At 69.0% G+C, this 21,225-nt stretch carries 12 protein-coding genes; 9 read left to right on the forward strand and 3 right to left on the reverse strand.

From position 1 onward, the window contains the following. The first annotated feature begins 73 nt into the window (after positions 1–73). Positions 74–1,078, forward strand: coding sequence for a D-alanyl-D-alanine carboxypeptidase family protein (locus CHC08_RS04375; RefSeq protein ID WP_245878117.1), 1,005 nt, complete (start codon positions 74–76; stop codon positions 1,076–1,078). A gap of 735 nt (positions 1,079–1,813) precedes the next feature. On the opposite strand, the gene CHC08_RS51205 is transcribed toward CHC08_RS04375, so the two are convergent. Together CHC08_RS51205 and CHC08_RS04390 are read right to left on the reverse strand one after the other, a co-directional pair. After that, positions 1,814–2,854 carry a TrmH family RNA methyltransferase gene (locus CHC08_RS51205; RefSeq protein ID WP_245878118.1) on the reverse strand — a complete coding sequence of 347 codons (1,041 nt, stop codon included), beginning with the start codon at positions 2,852–2,854 and terminating at the stop codon, positions 1,814–1,816. Next, complete coding sequence (locus tag CHC08_RS04390; protein WP_089205851.1) at positions 2,847–3,620, reverse strand: DUF4184 family protein; 774 nt, start codon at positions 3,618–3,620, stop codon at positions 2,847–2,849. Before CHC08_RS04390 ends, CHC08_RS51205 begins: the two co-directional genes overlap by 8 nt. Before the next feature lie 652 nt (positions 3,621–4,272). On the opposite strand from CHC08_RS04390, the gene CHC08_RS04395 reads away from it, so the two are divergent. The 7 genes from CHC08_RS04395 to CHC08_RS04435 all read left to right on the forward strand — a co-directional run bounded on the left by CHC08_RS04395 (position 4,273) and on the right by CHC08_RS04435 (position 15,479). Next, positions 4,273–5,961, forward strand: coding sequence for a substrate-binding domain-containing protein (locus CHC08_RS04395; RefSeq protein WP_089205852.1), 1,689 nt, complete (start codon positions 4,273–4,275; stop codon positions 5,959–5,961). A 204-nt stretch (positions 5,962–6,165) separates the two neighbouring features. Continuing rightward, positions 6,166–7,848: an RNA polymerase sigma factor gene (locus tag CHC08_RS04400; protein WP_179281879.1), complete on the forward strand. Its 1,683-nt coding sequence runs from the start codon at positions 6,166–6,168 to the stop codon at positions 7,846–7,848. Between the two features lie 520 nt (positions 7,849–8,368). Continuing rightward, on the forward strand, positions 8,369–9,496 hold the full coding sequence (locus CHC08_RS04410; RefSeq protein ID WP_089205855.1) for a GNAT family N-acetyltransferase: 1,128 nt from the start codon (positions 8,369–8,371) through the stop codon (positions 9,494–9,496). Positions 9,497–9,643: 147 nt separating this feature from the next. After that, positions 9,644–10,522 carry a glycosyltransferase family 2 protein gene (locus CHC08_RS04415; protein ID WP_179281880.1) on the forward strand — a complete coding sequence of 293 codons (879 nt, stop codon included), beginning with the start codon at positions 9,644–9,646 and terminating at the stop codon, positions 10,520–10,522. Positions 10,523–10,524: 2 nt separating this feature from the next. Next, entirely contained in the window at positions 10,525–11,466 is a 942-nt protein-coding gene (locus tag CHC08_RS04420; RefSeq protein WP_089206000.1) for a glycosyltransferase family 2 protein, read from the forward strand. Continuing rightward, entirely contained in the window at positions 11,463–12,266 is an 804-nt protein-coding gene (locus CHC08_RS04425; protein WP_089205856.1) for a polysaccharide deacetylase family protein, read from the forward strand. Before CHC08_RS04420 ends, CHC08_RS04425 begins: the two co-directional genes overlap by 4 nt. Positions 12,267–13,286: 1,020 nt before the next feature. Beyond that, positions 13,287–15,479 carry a hypothetical protein gene (locus tag CHC08_RS04435; protein WP_143653108.1) on the forward strand — a complete coding sequence of 731 codons (2,193 nt, stop codon included), beginning with the start codon at positions 13,287–13,289 and terminating at the stop codon, positions 15,477–15,479. 154 nt (positions 15,480–15,633) lie between these two features. Here the strand turns inward: CHC08_RS04435 and CHC08_RS04440 are convergent, their stop codons facing one another. Then, positions 15,634–16,041, reverse strand: coding sequence for a hypothetical protein (locus CHC08_RS04440; protein ID WP_089205859.1), 408 nt, complete (start codon positions 16,039–16,041; stop codon positions 15,634–15,636). A 275-nt stretch (positions 16,042–16,316) separates the two neighbouring features. On the opposite strand from CHC08_RS04440, the gene CHC08_RS04445 reads away from it, so the two are divergent. Then, positions 16,317–21,194 carry a non-ribosomal peptide synthetase gene (locus CHC08_RS04445; RefSeq protein WP_089205860.1) on the forward strand — a complete coding sequence of 1,626 codons (4,878 nt, stop codon included), beginning with the start codon at positions 16,317–16,319 and terminating at the stop codon, positions 21,192–21,194. Positions 21,195–21,225 lie beyond the last annotated feature (31 nt).

Raw genomic sequence — 21,225 nt, forward strand, 5'->3', positions numbered from 1 at the left:
CCGATGTCAACATTTCCATAGCCAAAGCGCCAAGTTATGCACTTTGACAGCGGGCTCTGCCACCATGATTCGCATGCGAACCGGGGGAATCCACCTGATTGTCTGCACCGCACTGGCCACCGTGGCCACTCTGGCCACCGGCTCCGCCGTGCCGGCCCAGGCCAACGTATCCACAACGCTCGCTCAGGCGGGCGGACTCGCCGCCGCCTCCCGGACAGGCGGACTCGCGACGATCACCCGGACCGCCGGGGTTGCCGCACCCGCCCATGTCCGGCAGTCCGCCGGACGCGTTGGCCGCCGCGCCGTTCCCTCGGTTCCCGGACGGGCCGCCTACCTGTTCGACGCCACCACGGGAACGATCCACTTCAGCAAGCAGGCCGCCAAGCGCATGCCGGTGGCCAGCCTGACCAAGGTCATGACGGCATACGTCGTGCTGCGGGAGGCCAAGCTGAGCGACACCGTCACGGTCAAGGCCGAGGACGTGAAACACGCCACGACCAACGGGGCCACGGACGCCGGTCTGCGCTCGGGAGAGCGCCTGACCGTCAGGGACCTGCTCTACGGGGTGATGCTCCCCTCCGGAGCGGACGCCGCCAACGCGCTGGCCCGCGTCTACGGTCCGGGCAACGCCAAGTTCGTGGCCAAGATGAACGTCGCGGCGCGCTCCCTCGGGCTGACCGACACCCGCTACGCCAATGCCGACGGGCTGCCCAAGCCGAGCCCCGGCTATTCCACCGCCCAGGACCAGGCCAAGCTGGCCGACATCGCGCTCCGCGAGCCGACGCTGCAGATCATCGCCTCCGCCAGACGCCACGCCGTGACAAAATCCGCGTCGCACCGGGCGCACACCTGGACCAACTCCAACAAGCTGCTCGGCAAGGCACCCGGCGCGCTGGGTCTGAAGACCGGCTACACCAGCGCCGCCGGATACTGCCTGTCGTTCGCCGCCGACCGCGACGGCCACCGCATCATCGGGGTCATCCTCGGCGAGTCCAACGCCGACCGGCGCTTCCAGACCGCGACCCGGCTCCTCGACTGGGCGAGCGAGCAGACGACGATCGACACCACCGACCTCTGACCGCCGGTCGTCACGACTTCACTCGCGACCGATGGTCGTCACCGCATCACTCACGATCGACGGTCATCACCGCTTCACTCACCCGCTGCCGGGGTGGCGAGGTCAGCGGGAACGCCATCATTTCATGGCCTTGTCCCGGCTGCCCGTGACGAAGGTCACCCATCCGAACCAAAAACCACTGACGAGACGCCGGTGTGACCGGCGATGATTTCGCCACTCGCACCGCTCACTATTTTCACAATAATTGGTGATCATAAAAATCACCGTTAACCGAAAAACGGCCCGCGCCGCTTACCGATCCGCCACTTCATCGATGAGCCGGAAAGGCGCGCGGATGACTTGTCGCGGGCGTGCCGAACCCTTCCCCGCCGGAGATCACCGACAGGAAAAGCTCCCGCGACCTCGGCGATTATCGGTGAAACCTGCAGATCACGCGCTTTTCCAGGGGCCGCCCGCCCGTCACGTGCCGCCGGATCGGCAAGGAGACGATCAGCGGGTCTCGATGCTCCGATGAGCCACCCGAGCGGCGACGGCGTGGCGTGGTGTCGGACAATGCGCCATAACCCCGACCCTCCTCTCAACAGCTCCGTCATACCTTCCGAACTCCCGGATCGAGGTCACGGAAGGTGAAGTCTCTCAAATTCACACAAGAGGCTGTAACCACCAAACAATAAGCAGCATTCGTCGTTAGGACTGCCTTTCACCCATGCGGCAAGAAGGCCGCCAGAAGCGCGCTCAGCCCCGCTGGGGCAGGCCCGCGGAGCCCGTGCGCATGAGGCCGTGGCAGGCGATGGCGGCGGCGGCCACCACGTTGAGGGAGTCGACGCCGAAGCCCATCGCCGCGGGGCTCATCGGGATGCAGACCGCCTCGTCGGCCTCGCGGAGCCACCGGGAGGAGAGGCCGTCGCCCTCCGAGCCCAGCAGGAGCGCCACCCGCTCCGCCATGGCGACCCTGTCCAGCGGCGTGACGGACTGGTCGGGCGTGAGCGCCAGCGTCTGGAAGCCCGCGGCGCGCAACTCCGCCAGCCCTCCGTGCCAGTTGGTCATTCGCGCGTACGGGATCGCGAAGACCGCGCCCATCGAGACCTTCACCGACCGCCTGTACAGGGGGTCGGCGCAGCGGGGCGACAGGATCACGGCCTCGACGCCCAGCGCGGCGGCACATCGGAAGATCGCCCCGACGTTGCCGTGGTCGACGAGATCCTCAAGGATCAGGACACGACGAGGCGGCTGGAAGCGTGGTTCCACGCGTTCGACGTCACCGCGTTCGTCGCCACGGTCGTGATCACCGGCACTGTCACCGTGGTCGTGATCACCGGCACCGTCGTGGTCGTGGTCGTGGCGACGGTCGTGAAGATCCTTGACGGCCGGGATCGGCTGGGACGGCGCGACGCGCCCTGCCGGATCTGCGAGGGCCGGAATCCCCCGGGACAGGGCGCCGTGACCGGTCAGCACCTGTTCCACCGTGGGCAGGGGCAGCCGTTCCATCGCGGCCAGCGCGCCGCGGTGCACCGGGAACCCGGTGATGTCCTCCACGACGGCGTCGTCCACCACGTGAACCCGGTCCCCGAGTTCGTCGAGGAGGTCGGCGAGGGGCTCGGTCCAGCGGGGGGCCAGCAGGACGGAACGCACCGGGTAGCCCGCCGCGACGGCGCGGCGGATCACCTTCTCCCCCTCGGCGATGAAGAGGCCGTGCTCGGCCTCCAGGCTCTTGCGCAGCTCGACGTCGCGGAGGTTGGCGTAGTCGGCCAGGCGGGGATCCGAGAGGTTAGGCACCTTCGAATACTGCCATGGCCCGCCTGAGCTGCCATATCAGCGCATAGGTGAGCAGCGGCGCGCAGCAGCCCACGACCACGCCCGCGCCCAGTCTCGACACGGCCTGCGACAGGCTGTCCGCGGAGAAGACCACCAGCCAGGCGATCGCGCCCAGCGGGATCGTCAGGGCGGTGATCTGGAGCACGCCGCGCCGTACCCTCGCGGGGAGGACCAGACGCTCCGGCAGCGCCTGCGGCTCGATCCGGGAGAGCCCTCGCCAGATCCACCAGGCCACGATCGCCATGCCGATCACCGTGGAGATGTACTGCAGCACGCGGAACAGGGGCAGGAGGCCGGCCACCTGAGTGTCCAGCCATTCCCAGCCCCAGATGCGGACGCTGTAGGAGTGGGTGAAGGAGTCCCAGAACAGGTGGGTCATGGTCCCCACGATGCCTCCGGCGACCACTGAGGGCAGCCTCCGCAGGCCGTACATGCCGGGGGCCACCGAGGCGGCACGGCCCGCGAGTCCGGGCGGCAGCAGCGCGGTCAGCGGGTCGCGGAGCACGACGTGGAAGACGGCGAGCAGCACGAGGACGGCGAACAGGTCGATCGTGAAGACACCCGGGATGGAATGCCAGAACGAGTAATCCGGCAGGAAAGGAAAGAAGATCGGCAAATCGGGCACCATGGCGCCCAGCGCGAGGGCCCAGGGATCGAGCACCCGGCGGCCCCGTTCCGAGGCGATCAACGGCAGCACGGCGGCGACATGGCTTGGCGTAAACGGCACGAACTTCTCCCCGAGAATCTGATCACGCGTCCCCGGGGAGACTATTCCCCCGTTCCCATCGAGAATTTTACGACTTCACACCAGCATCACGGTGCGTAAAGGGCAAATGACCCAAGGTCATCAAACGGACATTCGGGGATCACTCCGACCCTCCGGTCGCCCTTGGCCCGAGGGAACGACGGGCCGGTCGGCGGCCGTCTCGGGCGAGAACGCTCGCGAGACCCGAGGTGCGCGTGGGGAGGCGTTCGCCGGCACCGTTCGAACCCCGCCGAATGGTGATATCGGGGCGTTACCGCCGACCGAACCCCGCCGAATGGCGGCACTGCCGATCTTCCTGGACGTACGAGAAAATCGGAAAATTCGGCACGGATACCCCTGCCGCCACTGATCTTCCGGCTCTCCCCGTTCAACACAAAGATTCACTACTGCCACGTACGGTGATACCCGCACCAAAAGGAGCGTTTTGCCACATTAAGTGTTCCCAGTACAGTTCCGTGAATATTGCGGAGAACCTCCCGATAGGGTGACCCGCTAGCTCCAGGACATCGACACCGAAGAGGGCATCGTGGGACGTCACCGGACTGATGAACTCGAGGATGGCTATACCCCCAACAGGGAAGCGCCCAGGCGACGCCGTGGGGGGCGCGGCAAGGTGCTGGTTCCGCTCGCCGGATCCGTCGCCCTCGCCGTACTGCTCGGTGTCGCCGCTTTCGTGATCATTAACCGGGACCGGGGATGCGCGGGCGACGCGGTCGCGCTGCGGGTCACCGCCTCACCCGACATCCAGCCCGCCGTGTCCCAGATCGCCGATCGCTTCAACAAGGCGAGCCACGACATCGACGGCAGGTGCGCCGCCATCACGGTGGCCAAGGGCGTCCCCGCCGCCGTGGCCTCCGCGCTGGGCGGAGGCGGCGGCAAGGCCGACGCGATGGACCTGTGGATCCCCGACTCGGCCCTGTGGGTCTCCGGCGTACGGGCAAAGAATCCAGACGTGCCCGCCCCGAGCGCGTCCATCGCCCACTCCCCCATCGTCATGGTGGCCTCCGGCTCGGTGGTCCCGAACCTGAAGAAGAGCTTCGGCGCGGCCAGCTGGGGCGGCATGATCACCGCCGCCAACGTGGCCAACGTCGACGGACCGGGACGCAAGGTGCGCGTGCTCGCGCTGGACCCCTCGCTCAACGCCGCCGGGCTCGGCGCGCTGCTGGCGGCGGCGGGGGTGGCCACGGCCGCGGGCGCCGGCGACGAGCAGCTGGTCGGCGCGCTCAAGTCGCTGTCGGGGTCGACGGTCCGCGACCAGGACGCGCTGCTGGCCAGCCTCGGCGTCAAGGGCGCCAAGGCCCCGCTGGGCGTCGCCTCCGAGCAGGGCGTCTGGGCGTTCAACAACGCCAAGAAGCCGGAGGTGCCAGCCGTACCGCTCTATCCGGCCGAGGGCACCCTCAACCTCGACTACCCGGTGGTGATCACCACTGAGGACGCCACCGTCCGCAAGGCCGCCGAGGCGTTCCAGAAGGAGCTCGGCACCGACGCCTCCAAGAAGACGCTCCGCGACCAGGGCTTCCGTACCCCGGACGGCAAGGGCGGCAAGCCGGTCGCCGGCGCCGGCGGCTTCCAGGCCAAGGCCCCGGTGGCGCTGAAGATGCCCGACGCCAAGACCATCGCGAGCATGTCCCAGTCGTGGTCCCGGCTCAACCTCGGCACCAGGCTGCTCACGCTGCTGGACGTCTCCGGCACCATGGCGCTCCCCGTGCCCGGCCTGGGCGTGACCCGGATGCAGGCGATCTCGAAGATCGCCATCGAGGGCATGAAGCTGTTCCCGATCAAGAGCGAGCTCGGGCTCTGGCAGTACTCCACCAACCTCAACGGCCAGGGAGTGGACTACCGCGAGACGATCCCGGTCGGCCCGCTCACCGAGAACATCAACGGCGTCCTGCGCCGGGACCTGCTCAACCAGAAGCTGGCCACGACCCAGGCCAAGCCGACCGGTGACACCGGGCTCAACGACACCCTCGCCGCCGCCTACAAGCAGATGACCGACGACTACCAGGGCGACAAGATCAACACGGTGCTGATCCTCACCGACGGCGCGGGCAACGACGACCCCGAGGGCGGGATCAGCAACTCGGAGATCCTGAGGACGCTGAAGGAGGAGTTCAACCCGGAGAAGCCGGTCAGCGTTCTGATCATCGCCTTCGGTCCCGACGCTCCCAAGGGCAAGCGGCAGATGGACGCCCTGGCCAAGGCGACCGCGGGGGACGCCTTCATCGCCAAGGACGTCCTGGAGGTCCGCAAGTTCTTCCTGGAGGGCATGAAGCGCCGCCTCTGCTCGCCCAACTGCGACTGACCCTTTTCTCCCCTCGTTCACCCTGAACGGCTGGCGTCCCATGGACACCAGCCGTTTCTGTTTTCCCAGGTTATGCCGGGTCGGCATGATATTGACCCCTTTGGACAACCCATCTCGGGCAGGTGGCGTCATACGCGTGTGGGGCCTGGAACGGGCAGGTGATGACGCCCGTGAACGAGCCCGTCCTGCGGGGAGGAAATGTCCGTGCCCGGATGGCCGACCGTCGGCCGAACCGACGATCAACAACTTGTGGAGGCGCTCCGGCGCGCCGATGACACGGCGCCCGCAAGCCTCTACGACTCCTATGCCGAACGTCTCAACGACTATGCCCTCTCGCTGCTGGGCGAGAGGGACGCCGCGGCCGACGCCGTACACGACGCCCTGGTGACCGCTCACGGCTGCGTGGACCGGCTCCGCGAGCCCGGACGCCTGCGCCCGTGGTTGTACGCGCTGACCCGCTTCCAGTGCGTGGCCAGGACGGGCGACTCGCAGGGCGCGTTGCCCGCGCCCGCCCAGGAGGATCACGACGATCCCCAGGAGCGCGAGCTGGCCGCGCTGGTGCACGAGTCACTGATCGAGCTGAGCAGACAGGAACGCGAGGTGCTGGAGCTGTCCCTCCGGCACGACCTCAGCACCGGCGAGGCCGGCGCGGTGCTCGGCATGACCTCCCGGCAGGCCACCGCGAAGCTCGGCCGGGCCCGCGACCACCTGGAGAACGCGGCCGCCGCCGTGGTGCTCGCCAAGGTCGGCCGCGCGCACTGCCCGGACCTGTCGGCGATGGTGGACTCCTGGGAGGGACCGCTGACGCCGATGCTGCGCAGGCGGCTGTCCGGCCACATCGGCCGCTGCGAGGTCTGCATCGAGCGACGCGACCGTCATGTCTCGGCCGGACGGCTGCTCGACCTGGTGCCGGCGGCCTTCCCGCCGCTCTCCCTGCGCAGCCGGATGATCGAGACCTGCGTGAGCCCGGCGCTGGAGGAGGCCCGCGCCTCCATCGTGGACGCGGGCGGCCATTTCGACCGGACGGGCTTTCCGGCCGCGGCGGAGAGACGCGGGAAGGGCCGCGGATCGACCCGGCGGAAGACCGCGGGCGCGAAACGGGCGCGCGACGAGGGAAGCCACCGGCTCGCGGCCACGGAGTCGTCCCGTACGGCGCTGCTGCCGGCGCAGCGGCGCCGGCAACGCCGCAAGGGACCCGTGATCCTGGCCGCCGTGTGCGTTCTGGCGGCCACGGGGGCCATGGTCGTGGTCGGCGGCCAGGATCTCGCCGCCGGGTTGCCGGGGGACGTCCGGATCACGCCCGAGCCGGAGCCCGCGATGGTGATCCTGGAGCCCGATCTCGACCCGAGCGCGTCGGCTCCCCTGCCGACGGACTCCCCGTCCGAGGACCCGGAGCCGACCCCGACTCCCCGGAAGAGCGAAAAGGCCAGAATCCTCTCTCCCCTCCCCACCACGGCACGGCCGACGACCCCTCGGCGGCCGGTCCCCCAACGGCCGCGCGCCGGCCGTACGCCCACCCTCCGGCCCGCGGCGGCGCGACTGGCCGTCTCGTGCCCGGGGAGCATCGGGGAGGGCGCGGGTCAGATCCAGCTCGCCGCCAGCAACGCCGCCCTCTCGTGGTCGGCGACCACCTCCGGCGGGTTGAACGTGCACCCCCGGGGAGGACAGCTCAAGGCCGGCGCGAAGATCATGATCTGGGTCACCGCCGCCAACCCCGGCGAGAGCGGTGCGGGCCGGGTCGCGTTCAAGTCCGCCGGGGGCAACGCCCAGTGTGCGATCTCCTGGGAGAGCCCCGAGCCGGATGTTCCCGACCCTCCCAGCGACTCATCACCCCCGCCGACGCCGACCCCCTCCGCCGAGTCCAGTTCCGAGGCCGAGGCCGGCTGATTTCCCGGCATGATTTTACGTAACGCGGCGACGCGGCTCCGATATCCGGTAAACCATTGACTCTTGTCGAGCGTCGGCATTGACGTCCGTGTTAACTGATTGGTCATATGAAGGCGCGATCAATCGCTTCGTCACCAGCCGGGAGCTCGGAGATGTCGACCAAACGCAGGGCGCTCAACTGGGCGCTCACCCTCGCATGCGCAGCGGGAGCCGCGATCGCCCTAGCCGATATCAATACTCCATTACGTCTGGCTTTGACCCCTATATTCCTTTTAGTAGTACCTGCCGCCGCAGTAATTGGACTGTTGCGTGATCGTGACCCTCTTGCCGCCCCATCAGTCGGCGTGGCGGCAAGCCTGGTTGTAAACGTACTTCTTGCCACCGCCATGCTTGCTTTTGACGCATGGTCACCACGGGCCGGGGTGGCGACGATTGCCGTGCTCGGTGGCTTCATATACGTACTACGCCTGTTGTACCGGGGGAGCGGAAGCGTGCAGACCGAACAGGGGGTCAAATCAAGGTGACCATTGTCATTGTTCGCCCGGAAGACCTTGGGGAGTCCGAAATATCCCGATGGCGGGAGCTGCAGGAGGAAAACCCATCCCTAGACAACCCGTTCCTATCGGTGGAGTTCACGCTCGCGATGGGACGTCTTCGCGACTACGTACGGGTCGCGGTCATTCAAGACAATAACACAATTACAGGGTTTTTCCCCTATGAGCGCCACAGTTTCGGGATCGGCAAACCTTTGGGTGGTTTTCTTACCACCTGCCACGGGCTGATCTCGGCCCCCGAGCTGAAGGTGGACGTCCGGTCGCTCCTGCGCGCCTGCAAGATCTCGGTCTTCGACTTCGACCACCTGGTTCCCGGCCAGCCGACGTTCGCCTCCTACGAGTCGGATGTGCGACCGGCGCCGGTGATGGACCTCAGCATGGGCTTCGAGGCATACATCGACCAGGTCAAGACGAACTCCCCCAAGAACCTCAAAACGATCCGCTACAAGGAGCGCAAGCTCGGCCGTGAGCAGGGCGAACTCCGCTTCGAGTGGAACTCGGCCGATGTCGAGACGCTGCGCACGCTCACGAGCTGGAAGTCCGGCCAGTACCGCAGGACCGGCCGCGTGGACCGCTTCGCCCAGCCGTGGATCGTCCGGCTGCTCGACGAGATGCACGCCGAGAAGTCCGAGACCTTCGCCGGCGTCCTGACCATGATCTACGCCGGAGACAGGCCCGTCGCCGGGCACTTCGGCCTCCGCACGGCAACCACCCTGGTCGGCTGGTTCCCGGCCTATGACCCGGAGTTCGCGCGCTATTCACCCGGAATCGTGCACCATCTCCGCATGGCGGAACACGCCGCGGGATCAGGCCTGCGACAGGTGGATATGGGCAAGGGCGGCCGCGAATACAAGAGCTGGTTGAAAAGTGGCGATCTGTTCGTCGCCGAAGGTCGTGTCTCCCGTCCTTCCCCGGCGGCGGCGGTTCATTGGATAGGCCGCACGCCGGTCAACAAAATCCGCACGATTATTACGGATCATCCGTATTTGTATAGATTCGCCGATCGCGTGCTGAAAGGTTTCGGCCGAATGCGCAGTCCAGCGCAGAACCAATCATCCGCGCCCGCCGTCAAGGAGCCATGGGGAGTGGGCTAAACCACTCCCGCGCTGCAGACCACCCGTCAGGACCCCGCGCATCCCTCCTCGCATTCGCCATTTTCCCGATCATCCAGATCGCGTATGGCCCCGGGTCCGTCCGCTAGTCACCCCTGACGACTGACCGCCCGGAAGGACATCCGTCATATGACCCCCGAAACCACCAAGCACTACAACGGCAAATCTTCTCTGGGTATGAACTCGGAAACCACCAAGCAGTACGGCGGAAAGCCCCCGCTGAGAGCGATGCCGCCGATCGAGCGATTCACCCCGCTCACACCACACGTGGCGATTTCTCCCACTGTCAGCGTCGTGGTGCCCGCCATGAACGAAGCGGAGAACCTTCCTCACGTTTTCGCGACCCTGCCGCACTGGATTGACGAAATCGTGCTCGTCGACGGCAATTCCACGGACGAGACCGTCGCCGTCGCCAGAAGGCTGCGCCCCAACATCCGGGTGATCACCCAGACCGGCAAGGGCAAGGGCAACGCGCTGGCGGCCGGTTTCGCCGCCTGCACCGGCGACATCATCGTGATGATCGACGCCGACGGCTCCACGGACGGCCGTGAGATCATCCAGTTCGTGGGCGCCCTGGTCACCGGCGCCGACTTCGTCAAGGGATCGCGCTACGCGACCGGCGGAGGCAGCGACGACCTAACCTTCAACCGCAAGTTCGGCAACAAGGTGCTGACCGCGCTGGTGAACAGGATCTACCGCACCAGCTACAGCGACCTCTGCTACGGCTACAACGCCTTCTGGGCGCGCCACCTGGACGTCCTGAACCCCGACTGCGACGGCTTCGAGGTGGAGACGCTGCTGAACATCCGGGCCGCCAAGGCCGGGCTCAGGGTCCAGGAGGTCCCGAGCCACGAACGCTGCCGGATCCATGGTCAGAGCAACCTGCACGCGGTCCGCGACGGCATCCGGGTCCTGAAGACCATCATCAGGGAGTGGCGCACCGGCCCGGCGCCCGCGACGCCACAGCCGGCCGCCTCCGCGCCCACGGCGGACCAGGGCGCCGCCTGATCATGAGAAGCAGCGTCGTCATCTGCGCCTACACCGGAGAACGCTGGAAGGACATCCGGGAAGCCGTCGACTCGGTCGCGAACCAGCGACGCGGGCCGTACGAGATCATCCTGGTCGTCGACCACAACCCGGATCTTCACCTGCGGCTCAAGCGGGAGTATCCCGGCGCGATCGTGGTGGAGAACGCCCAGGAAAAGGGGTTGTCCGGCGGCAAGAACACCGGGGCGGCGATCGCCTCCGGCGACATCGTGGCCTACCTGGACGACGACGCGATCGCCGAGCCCGGCTGGCTGGAAGCGCTGGAGAAGGGCTTCGGTGACCCGGCCGTCATGGGGGTGGGCGGGCTGACCAGGCCGCTGTGGACGGCCGGGCGCCGTCCTCGCTGGTTTCCCCGCGAGTTCGACTGGACCGTGGGCTGCACGTATCGGGGCATGCCCACCAGGCGGGCGCCGATCCGCAATGTCATGGGCGGGAACGCCGCCTTCCGCAGGCAGGTCGTGGGCGACGTCGGCGGGTTCCACACCGGCATCGGACGCAGCGTGCAGGGACGCAGGCCCCGGCCCCTGGGCTGCGAGGAGACCGAGTTCTGCATCCGGCTCTCCCAGCGGATACCGGGCGCGGTGCTGCTGTTCGAGCCGGACGCGGCGATCGGTCACAAGGTGCCGGCCGTTCGCTCCACGTTCGCCTATTTCCGGTCCCGGTGTTACGCCGAGGGCCTGTCCAAGGCGCTGGTCACCCGGAGCGTCGGAACCGTCGACGGGCTGGCGAGCGAGCGGGCACACGCCCTGAAGGCGCTTCCGCTGGGCGCGCTGCGCGGGGTCGGGGAAGCGCTCAGGGGCGATCTGTCCGGCTTAGGCAGAGCCGGGGCGATCGTCGTCGGCCTCACCTGCACCACCTGGGGCTACGTTGTCGGTTCCCTTCGTCTGAAGCGAGGGCGTGCATGATCCGCGTGCCGATCCTGATGTACCACTCGGTCTCCGACCGGCCCAACGTCGAGACCAGACCGCTGGCGGTACGGCCCTCGGCCCTCGCCGAGCAGCTGTCCTATCTCAAGGAGCGCGGCTTCACCCCGTTGACGATGGCCGGCCTGATCGCCTCCCTGCACGGGGAGGACGACCACCGCCTCCCCGAACGACCGATCGTGGTGACCTTCGACGACGGTTACGCCGACTTCCACAGCGAGGCGCTCCCCCTGCTGGAGCGCTACGGCGTCCCCGCGACGGTCTTCCTGACCAGCGGGTGGGTCAGCGACGCGGGCAGGGAGGCGGCGGGCAGGCCGCTCGACACGATGCTGACCTGGAGCCAGGCCCGCGAGGCCGCCTCATGCGGCATCGAGATCGGCGGGCACAGCCACAGCCACCCCCAGCTCGACCAGTTGCCGGACAACGAGCTCCGCCAGGAGCTGTGGCGCAACAGGGCCCTGCTGGAAGACAAGATCGGCGTTCTGGTCTCCACGATGGCCTACCCCTACGGATACTCCAGCGCGCGCGTACGGCGCGAGGTCCGGCGAGCCGGATACCGGGCGGCCTGCGCGGTGAACAACGCCCTCGCCGCCGACCGGCACGACGAGCTCGCCCTGCCGCGCCTGACCGTCGCCGAGAACACCTCCATGAAGACGTTCAGCCGGGCGGTCGAGGGAAGCCAGGTCCCACTGATCTATATGAGGGAGCGAACGCTGACCAGGGGCTACGCCGTCGTCAGGCGCGCCACGTACGGCCTGCGCCGGGTGCGCGGCCTCGTATGAGGACACGCCCGGGGCGAGACCTCGTCATAAAAAGCGTCCGAGGTCTGGCCTCGCGTAAAGACACGCCCGAGGCGTGGGGGAGGTAGGGCAGGTGGATTACCTGTGTGGAGCGCGGTTCGCCGAGCAGGGCCCGGTGCCGCCGGGGAGCCGATTTCCGATCACGGCACTGGTCTTTACCTGCCTATGCATAGCGCTCAACTACGGCGAATCTTCGCAATCAAATTTCCCGGCCGGGTTGGCTTAACCATGATGATGTTCGGCGTGAGGCAACGGACAGGCGATGACGTGACAACGGGGGCGGCGAAGGCCGCGGGGGTCGACAAGACCGGGTCCACACATTCCGCGCCTCCGGTGCCGACGACGGACAGATCGGGCGACGAGGCCACCGGGCCGATGCCTCCCGGGGCGTCCGGCCGGGCCTCCGGAGAATCCCCCGAGGCCCCTGTCCGGGCCTCCGGGGAGGCTCCCGGGGTCTCCGGAGGGACCCTCGAAAAGGCCTCCGGGGGGATCCCCGAAACCTCCGGCGAGGGCTCCGAAGGGGGCGCTTCAGAGATCACCGCCACCATCCGGTTCCCCGTGCTCAGGGTGCCCTTCCGTCCCGCCGCAAGGTTGGACACCGGCATTCCGGCGTCGGACGTCCCCGCTTCGGACACTCCCCCGTCGGACACCCCGGAATCGGACACTCCCCCGTCGAGCACCCCCGCGTCGGACACCCCGGAGTCGGACAACCCCGCGTCGGACACCCCGGAGTCGGGGACACCGGCATCGGACACCCCCGGGGCATCCTCCGAGGAGGCCGATGCCACGGTGGAGGTACACCTCCTCGCGGCTTCACGGGCTCCACTCGCGTCGCAGGCGCGACCCGCTCCGTCCGCTTCACCCGCATCGCGAGCTCCATCCGTTCCGCTCGCCCTCCCAGCCCCAAAGACCAAGAAAGCCCGAAAAACTCCGAAGGCCCCGAAAGCTCGGAAGCCTCCGAAGGCCCAGAAAACCCGGAAGGCTCCGAAGGCGGGCGTCGCCGTGGACGCCCTGCTGGAGAGGGTCGCGGCCACTCCCGCCGTCAGACCCTCGCGGACGACCAGGTTGATGCGGACGGCCTCCGTGTGGCTGCCACCGCTGCTCACGGTCGAAGGCCTGATCATGTACGTGCTGGCCCTGCGGGCGGCGCCGGGCCCGTGGCGGGGCGTGAACCTGGCGAACATCGACGGCGTGGGCCTCGTCTCGGCCATGCCGAACACCGCGTTCGCCGCGATCCTGCTGATGATCGTCGCGTTCTTTGTCACGATCGCGCAGAACACCGACCGCAAGTTCCTGCTGCTCTTCCAGCTCGCGGCGATCACCTTCGCCCTGCACGGCGCGGCGGCCCTGATCGAGAACGAGGCCCGCTTCCACACCGCCTACGTTCACGCGGGCTTCGTGGAGTACATCAGCCGGACCGGGGAGGCCTCCCCCGTCCTCGACGCCCGCCTCGCCTGGCCCGGATTCTTCGCGCTGGTCGCGTTCGTCACGAAGGCGGCCGGGATCACCGACCTGACGACGATCATGCAGTGGACGCCCCTGCTGTCGAACCTCCTCTACCTGTTGCCGTTCGTGCTGATCCTGCGTCAGGTGGTCGCCACCACCCGCGCCCGCTGGTTCGCCGCGCTGCTGTTTGTCATCGTCCAGTGGATCGGCCAGGACTACTTCTCGTCGCAGGGTTTCACCTACGCCGTCTACCTGGCCTTCGTGGCGATCCTGCTGCGCTGGTTCGGCCGGGTGGAGTATCGAGAGAGATCGATGCCCGCCAAGGGCCTCATCCGGCGACCGCTGGCCCGGCTGGGCAGGCTGACCCCCGGCGAGCTGAGTCACCCCACCGGCGTCTACGACCGTTCGATCATGCTGATCGTGCTGATCGGCCTGTTCGGAACCGCCACGGCGTCGCACCAGATCACCCCGTTCATGATGCTCGGCATCCTGACCGGTCTGCTCCTGTTCCGGCGCTCCTCGCTCAGCTGGGGCCTTCCGTTCTTCCTGGGCCTGATGGCGCTGGCCTGGATCAGCTACCAGACGGTCGCCTTCTGGAGCGGGCACATCGACGAGCTCTTCGGCGGCCTGGGCCGGGTTCTGGACAACCTCCAGAGCAACACCGGCGACCGGATCGACGGCAGCGACCCCAAGCACACGTTCGTGCTGGTCGCCCGGCTCGGCATCTGCGCCGTCATCCTGGCTCTGGCCGCCACCGGCCTGCTGCGCCGCCTGCGCCGCGGTGTCGGCGACAGGGCCGCGCTCCTCCTGCTGTGCACTCCCGTGCTGGCCCTCGGCCTGCAGAACTACGGGGGCGAGATCGGCCTGCGGATCTACCTGTTCGCGCTGCCGGGCGCCTGCATCCTGGCCGCCTACGCCTTCTTTCCCAATCTTCCCGCCACCGCGGCCGGCGCCCCGGAGGAGACGGTGCCGATCCGCGCGTCCGGCCCCCGGCTCAATCCGGTGCTGACCCGCCGGATCTCCCTGGGGCTGGCCGCCGGGTGCGCGCTGGCGCTGTCGATGGTCTTCCTGGTCGCCCGCTACGGCAACGAGCAGTTCGAGCGGGTCTCCGCCGACGAGGTCGCGGCGATGCACTACATCTACGACCACGACAAGCCGAGCGCCCGCGTCCTGTATCTGGTCCCGCAGATCGGCGAGGAGGTCACACCCGCCATTCCCTGGGGAGAGAAGGACTTCGACACGATCTCCTACGAGCAGGCACTCGTCTCCAGGAATCCGGTCCAGATCTCCTCCGTGATCGACAAGTTCCGTCTCTCACCGCCCAACACCTACCTCGTCGCCACTCGGGGACAGGCGGGCTACCTGCAGCTCAACCACAACTTCCCCGGAGACTGGGCCCCGCGGTTCCGCGCCGCCCTCGACGCCTCCCCGGAGCTCAAGCGGGTTTTCACCAGCCACGACGCCGCCGTCTACACGTTGAAGTCCTTCCCCGAGGGCGTCGAGATCCCCGAGCCCGGCGCCCCGACCACCGGGATCGGTGACCCCACCTCACCGTGGACCCCGATCGGCCTGGGAGCACTGGGTGTGACGTGGATCGCGCTGTTCGCCTACGAGCTTCTCGGCCTGCGCGGCCGCGGCCGCATCTCCAGGGCGAGACGATGGATCCTGCTGGTGGCGGTGCCCGCCTTCCTGATGGCCCTCATCGTGATCGTTGAGCGCTTCATCGTCATCGGCACCCAACTGCCCTGACCGCCGGGCGGGACCCGAGCCGGTTCACCACCTGGCGCGGGCCTGGGTGTTCCCGCGACCTGGCAGCCCGATGGGTCACCCGTCCGGGTTCCGGTAGTTCTTGCGCCCGGTATCCGCCGGCAGCCCGGCCAGGTAGGCCCGGGCTGCCGGCGGATCACGTTCTGGGCCGGTCACGCTGTCGGCGGCATGCCCGCACCGCGTGCGGCCGGTGGAAGGACACCACAATCTGGAAGGGCATCTCCGTGCGCTTCCAGCCGTTTCCAAGCCATTTGCGCGATAAGACCCAAAAAATCAGCCAGGACATCGTCTTCCAACAGAAAAAGGAGGAAAGTTCCATGAAGGCGACATCAAATACCAAAAACATGAATACCGCCCACTCGGGGGCATTGCTCTGGTCTGCATGGAGTTCGACGAAAGCGCACTGAGCACCGTCGGCGACGGCCAAATACCTGCCCGACGGCGGCACTTCGACCCGCCCGGCATCCGCCGTCCCAACGCATGAGCGGTCGTTCGCCCGGTCGACCGCGGCCGCCGTCCCACCGGAGGGACCGTCGACCACCATTGGCGAACTTCCTGCTCAATGCATGATTCGACCGAAAGAAAGCAAATAATTACATGTGACCGATATGTCACAAAAGGACGCTTTCGACCCTTCGGAAATCACGGAGCGCTACATCTCGCAAGGTAGTCGAAATATTACTCAAAGGTAATTATGTCCGACTAAATCTCATTAAGATAAAAAAGTGATCTATGCCCTATCTAAGTGGAGCACCCTTTGTCACTCTTGCCCGCGTACAACCTACGCTTCCTTTCCGTACACCAAGATGGAGACCGTAGTTGGTTGACAACTTTGCGCTGCTCGAACCGGTCCACAAGGCCTTCGAACAGCAGGTGCGACGAACCCCTCAGCGCACAGCGATCATCGCCGGAACGGCCCGCACGACCTACACCGACCTCAACGCCCAGGCCAACCGGACAGCCCACGAACTCATCTCCCGGGGAGTGGGGCGAGGCTCGACCGTCGGCGTGTGCCTGAACCGCGACGAGACACTGATCGCGGCGCTCCTGGGCGTCTGGAAGACCGGCGCCGCCTACGTGCCGCTGGACCCGGCCTACCCGGCCGACCGTCTGAGGTTCATCGTCGAGGACGCCGGGGTGTCACACACGGTGACCTCCGCGGCGCTGTCGGAGCGACTGCCGGAGCGCGGCCTCGTCCTGACGGACACGCTCGGTGAGCGCCCGTGGAACGATCCGGACCTGCCGAGCGACCCGGCCGACCTGGCCTACCTCATGTACACCTCCGGTTCGACCGGCCGCCCCAAAGGCGTCGCCATCGAGCACCGCAACGTGATGACGCTGCTGCGCTGGGACGCCGGCCACTTCACCGCCGAGGAGCTGTCCGGGTTCCTCGCCTCGACCTCCGTCTGCTTCGACCCGTCCGTCCCCCAGCTCTACCTTCCCCTGCTGCTGGGCGGCACGGTGATCATGGCGGAGAACCCCCTCGCGCTGCACACGCTGCCCGCCGGGGACGAGGTCACGATGATCAGCGCGGCGGCCTCGGCGCTGACCGCACTGCTGCGGGAGCCTCTGCCCCCGGGCGTGCGCACGGTGCTCTCCAGCGGTGAGCCGGTGAGCCGGGCGCTGGCCGACCGCGTCTTCGCCAACCCCGGCGTGCGGCGCATGGTGAACCTGTACGGGCCGACCGAGTGCACCGTGCACTGCTGCGCCCAGGAGATCTCCAGGGACGAGACGGACGAGCCGCCGATCGGCACGCCGTACGCCTGGTCGGAGCTGTCGGTGCGCGGCGCCGACGGCGAGGCGCTCGGCGACGACGAGCTCGGCGAGTTGTGGGTGGCCGGTCCGCTGGTCGGCCGAGGCTACCTGAACCGGCCCGAGCTGACCGCCGAGCGGTTCGTGACCGACGCCGGGGGCGTGCGCCACTACCGCACCGGCGACCTGGTCCGCAGGAAGGACGGGGTCTACCTCTACGGGGGGCGGATCGACGACCAGGTGAAGGTCGCGGGCTTCCGGGTCGAGCTGGGCGAGGTGCAGGGCAGGCTGGTGCGCCACCCGCTGGTGAACCATGCCGTCGTGCTCGCCCCCAGCGACGAGGAGGGCACCCGGCGACTGGTCGCCTACGTCGAGCCGGCCGGTCCCGGCCTCGACGACGGGCTGTTGCGGTCCTGGCTGCGCGACTGGCTGCCCGACTACATGGTCCCCTCCAGGATCGTGTTCCTCGACACCATCCCCGTGGGTCCCACGGGGAAGGCCGACCGCTCCCGGCTGCCCGCGGTGACGTTCTCCTCCGCCACCGTGAGTGCGGCCGAGATCGAGTACGTCGCCCCCCGCGGCGAGACCGAGCAGCGGCTCGCCGCCATCACCGCCGAGGTGCTCGGCGCCGAGCGGGTCGGCGTCCACGACCACTTCCTCGACCTGGGCGGGCACTCCCTGGCCGCCGCCAGGATCTGCGCCAGGATCGGGCAGGCGCTCGGGGTCCGCGTTCCGCTGACGACGTTCCTGGCGCGGCCCACGGTCGCCGAGCTGGCGTCGTATGTCGCCGAGGCCGCCCCGTCAGCCGTGACGCCGCTGATCCGCCACGCCGGGCGGACCGGCTATCCGCTGACCGGCCCCCAGCTCGGCATGTATCTGCTGCGCGAGGTCAGCCACAACCCCGGCTCCACCGCCATCGCCTTCCGGCTCGGGCTGCGCGGTCTCACCTCGGCGGAGCCGCTGCGGGCCTCGTTGGACGCGATCGTGCGCCGCCACGAGGCGCTGCGCTCCGTGGTCGTGGACGGTGTGACCGAGGTCGGACCGCCGGTGCCGGTGCCACTGGACGAGCATCGCCCGGCTTCGGCGGAGGAGGCCGACGAACTGCGGCGGGCCGCGGTCGCCCATGACTTCGACGTCTCCCGGGAGTCGCCGCTGCTGCGGGCCACCCTGCTGTGGTCGGGGGCGGACAGCGCGGAACTGGTGCTCCTCACCGACCACCTCGTGTTCGACGGCTGGTCGCTGGGAGTCGTCATGCGGGAGCTCCTCGACGGGCTCACCCGCCCCGGCGTCCCGGAGTCCGCGCCGCCGTTCCAGATCGGCGACGTCGCGTTGCGCGAGCAGGCGGCCACCGGAGACACCGAGGCGTTGCGGGCCTTCTGGTCCGAGGAGTTCGCCGGGGCGGTCCCGCCCTACGAATTGCTGCCTCGCCGGGGCGACCACCCCAGCTCCCTGCGCGGCGAGCGCCTGGTGCGCCGGATCGACCCGGCGACGACCGCACGGGTCGGCGAGCTCGCGGCCGACTGCGGCGCCACCCCGTTCGCCGTCTACCTGACCGTGCTCGGCATGCTGGTCGCCGGGCTGACCGACCGGCGGGACGTCGTCCTCGGCGCCGCCGTGGCCGATCGCGCCGAAGACGGCCTGGAAGCCGTGGTCGGCCTGCTGGTCGACGTGGTGCCGGTACGGCTGCGCCTGGAGGACGGGCTGTCGCTGCGTGCGGCCGTACGGCACGCGGGAGCCGTGACCGCCCGCGCGATGGACCACCGCGCGCTGCCCGCGTGGGAACGGGTCGAGGCCGGCGGCGTCGAGCGCCCGCCCGGCGCGGTGCCGGCGCCTGTCACGCTCTCGACCCAGCCACCGGAGGTCCCGCTCTCCCTGGAGCGTGAGGGCGTGGGCGTGGACCTGATCGGCGAGCTGGACGCGGGCAGCGCCCAGGCGCCGCTGATCGTCTACGTCAACGCCACGGTGGCCGGCCCCGAGCTCCAGGTCGAGTACGACGTGGAACATCTGGACCGGGCCGGGGCCGAGATCCTCACCGACCGCCTGGTCCGCCTGCTGGCGGACGCGCTGGCTCACCCCGACCGGCCGCTGTCGGCGTTCGAGGTGGTCGGCGCCGAGGAACGGGCGGCGCTGCTGGCGGCGGGGACCGGGGTGCCGCTGCCGGCCGACGCGCCGCGAACCGTGGTGGAGGCGGTGCTGGAGCAGGCCGTACGGCACCCGCACGCCCCGGCGGTCGTCGACGCCGACGGCGTCCTCACCTACGGCGAGCTGGCCGGCTGGTCGCGACGGGTGGCCGCGGCGCTCGGCCCGGCGGCCGCGGGTGCCTGCGTGGGCGTGTGCCTGCCCCGCGACCGGTACCTCCCCGCGGCACTGCTGGGCGTGCTGCTCGCCGGTGGCGCCTACGTCCCGCTCGACCCCGGCCACCCGCTCCAGCGGCTCCGCAACCAGGTCGACGACTCCGGCACCAAGGTGATCATCGCGGCGGGCGAGGGGCTGGCGGTGGCCGAAAAACTGGGCGACACCGTCATCGACCTGGCCGGGCTGTCCCCGGCGGAAGCCGTACAGAACAGGGCGAACCCCGATGACCTGGCCGGACCGTTCCCGGCGGAAGCCGTACAGGACAGGACGAATCCCGATGACCTCTCCCAGGTGCGACCCGGGGACCTCGCCTACGTCCTCTACACCTCCGGCTCCACCGGCAGGCCCAAGGGCGTCGAGATCACCCACGCCAACCTCGCCGCGTTCGTCGCCTCGATGAGGATCACCCCGGGGATCAGGCCCGACGACGTGATGCTCGGCCTGACGCCGTTCTCGTTCGACGTGTTCGGCTTCGACCTGTGGGTGAGCCTCTGCCACGGCCTGCGACTGGAGCTGCTGGGCCAGGGCGACACGCTTGACGGGCGGGCCGTCGCGCGGCGGATCGAGGAGGCGGGGGTCACGCTGATGACCGCGACCCCGACAACGCTGCGCATGCTGGTCGCCTCCGGCTGGCGCGGCGGGGACCTGCGCGTGGTCAGCATCGGCGAGGTGCTCGACCCCGCCCTCGCCGGTGACCTGCTGGAGCGGGTCGCCGAGCTGTGGAACGCCTACGGCCCCACCGAGACCACGATCTACTCCACCATGATCCAGGTCACGGCCCCGGTCGGCGACCAGGTGTCGATCGGCACGCCGCTGGCCGGGGAGCGCGCCTACGTGCTCGACCGGGCGGGTCGCATGCTTCCCGCCGGAACGCCCGGAGAGCTGTGGATCGGCGGCGCCGGCGTGGCCAGGGACTACCGGGCCCGGCCGGAGCTGACCGCCGCGGCCTTCACCGAGGACCCGCTGGGCGGGCGCCGCTACCGTACCGGCGACCTGGCCCGCTGGCGGCCCGACGGCACGCTCGACTTCCTCGGCCGCCGGGATCGGCAGGTGAAGGTCCGCGGCCACCGGATCGAACTGGGCGAGATCGAGACCGTGCTCCGCGAGAGCGTCGCCGACGCGGCCGTGACCGTGTACGGCGGCGACCACCTGGTCGGCTACCTCGCCGCGCCGCCGGGGACCGACACCGGCGGCCTGGAGCGGCGCCTGATCTCCCGGCTCCCCGACTACATGGTCCCCCGCCGCTGGGTGCTCCTGGACGCCCTGCCCGTCACGGCCTCCGGCAAGGTCGACCGCACCGCTCTGCCCGAACCCGGCGGGGAGGCCCCGCGGGTGCCGCCGAGCACCGAGGCCGAGCTGCTGGTCGCCGAGGTGTGGTCCGCCGTGCTGGGCCGCTCCGGCCTCGGCGCGCACGACGACTTCTTCGCCCTCGGCGGTCACTCCGCGACCGCCGCTCTCGTGGCGGCCCGGCTGAGCGACGCCCTGGACCTGCGGGTGCCCATGCGCCTGCTGTTCGAAGGGCGGACGCTGGCCGACTACGCCGCGCGGCTCGAGTCCCTGCTCCTGGACGACCTGGAGACGGGGTCATGACCAAGGTCGTCGACGGAAACAGCGACCCGGT

Origin of the sequence: Streptosporangium subroseum (genome assembly GCF_900188345.1) — a bacterium.
Taxonomy (GTDB): domain Bacteria; phylum Actinomycetota; class Actinomycetes; order Streptosporangiales; family Streptosporangiaceae; genus Streptosporangium; species Streptosporangium subroseum.

What these genes read in the sequence shown, in the direction of transcription:
- CHC08_RS04375 (WP_245878117.1), top strand. Translation starts at nt 74, where the DNA reads ATGCGAACCGGGGGAATCCACCTGATTGTCTGCACCGCACTGGCCACC.
- CHC08_RS04415 (WP_179281880.1), top strand. Translation starts at nt 9,644, where the DNA reads ATGACCCCCGAAACCACCAAGCACTACAACGGCAAATCTTCTCTGGGT.
- CHC08_RS04420 (WP_089206000.1), top strand. Translation starts at nt 10,525, where the DNA reads ATGAGAAGCAGCGTCGTCATCTGCGCCTACACCGGAGAACGCTGGAAG.
- CHC08_RS04425 (WP_089205856.1), top strand. Translation starts at nt 11,463, where the DNA reads ATGATCCGCGTGCCGATCCTGATGTACCACTCGGTCTCCGACCGGCCC.
- CHC08_RS04440 (WP_089205859.1), bottom strand. Translation starts at nt 16,041, where the DNA reads ATGGTGGTCGACGGTCCCTCCGGTGGGACGGCGGCCGCGGTCGACCGG.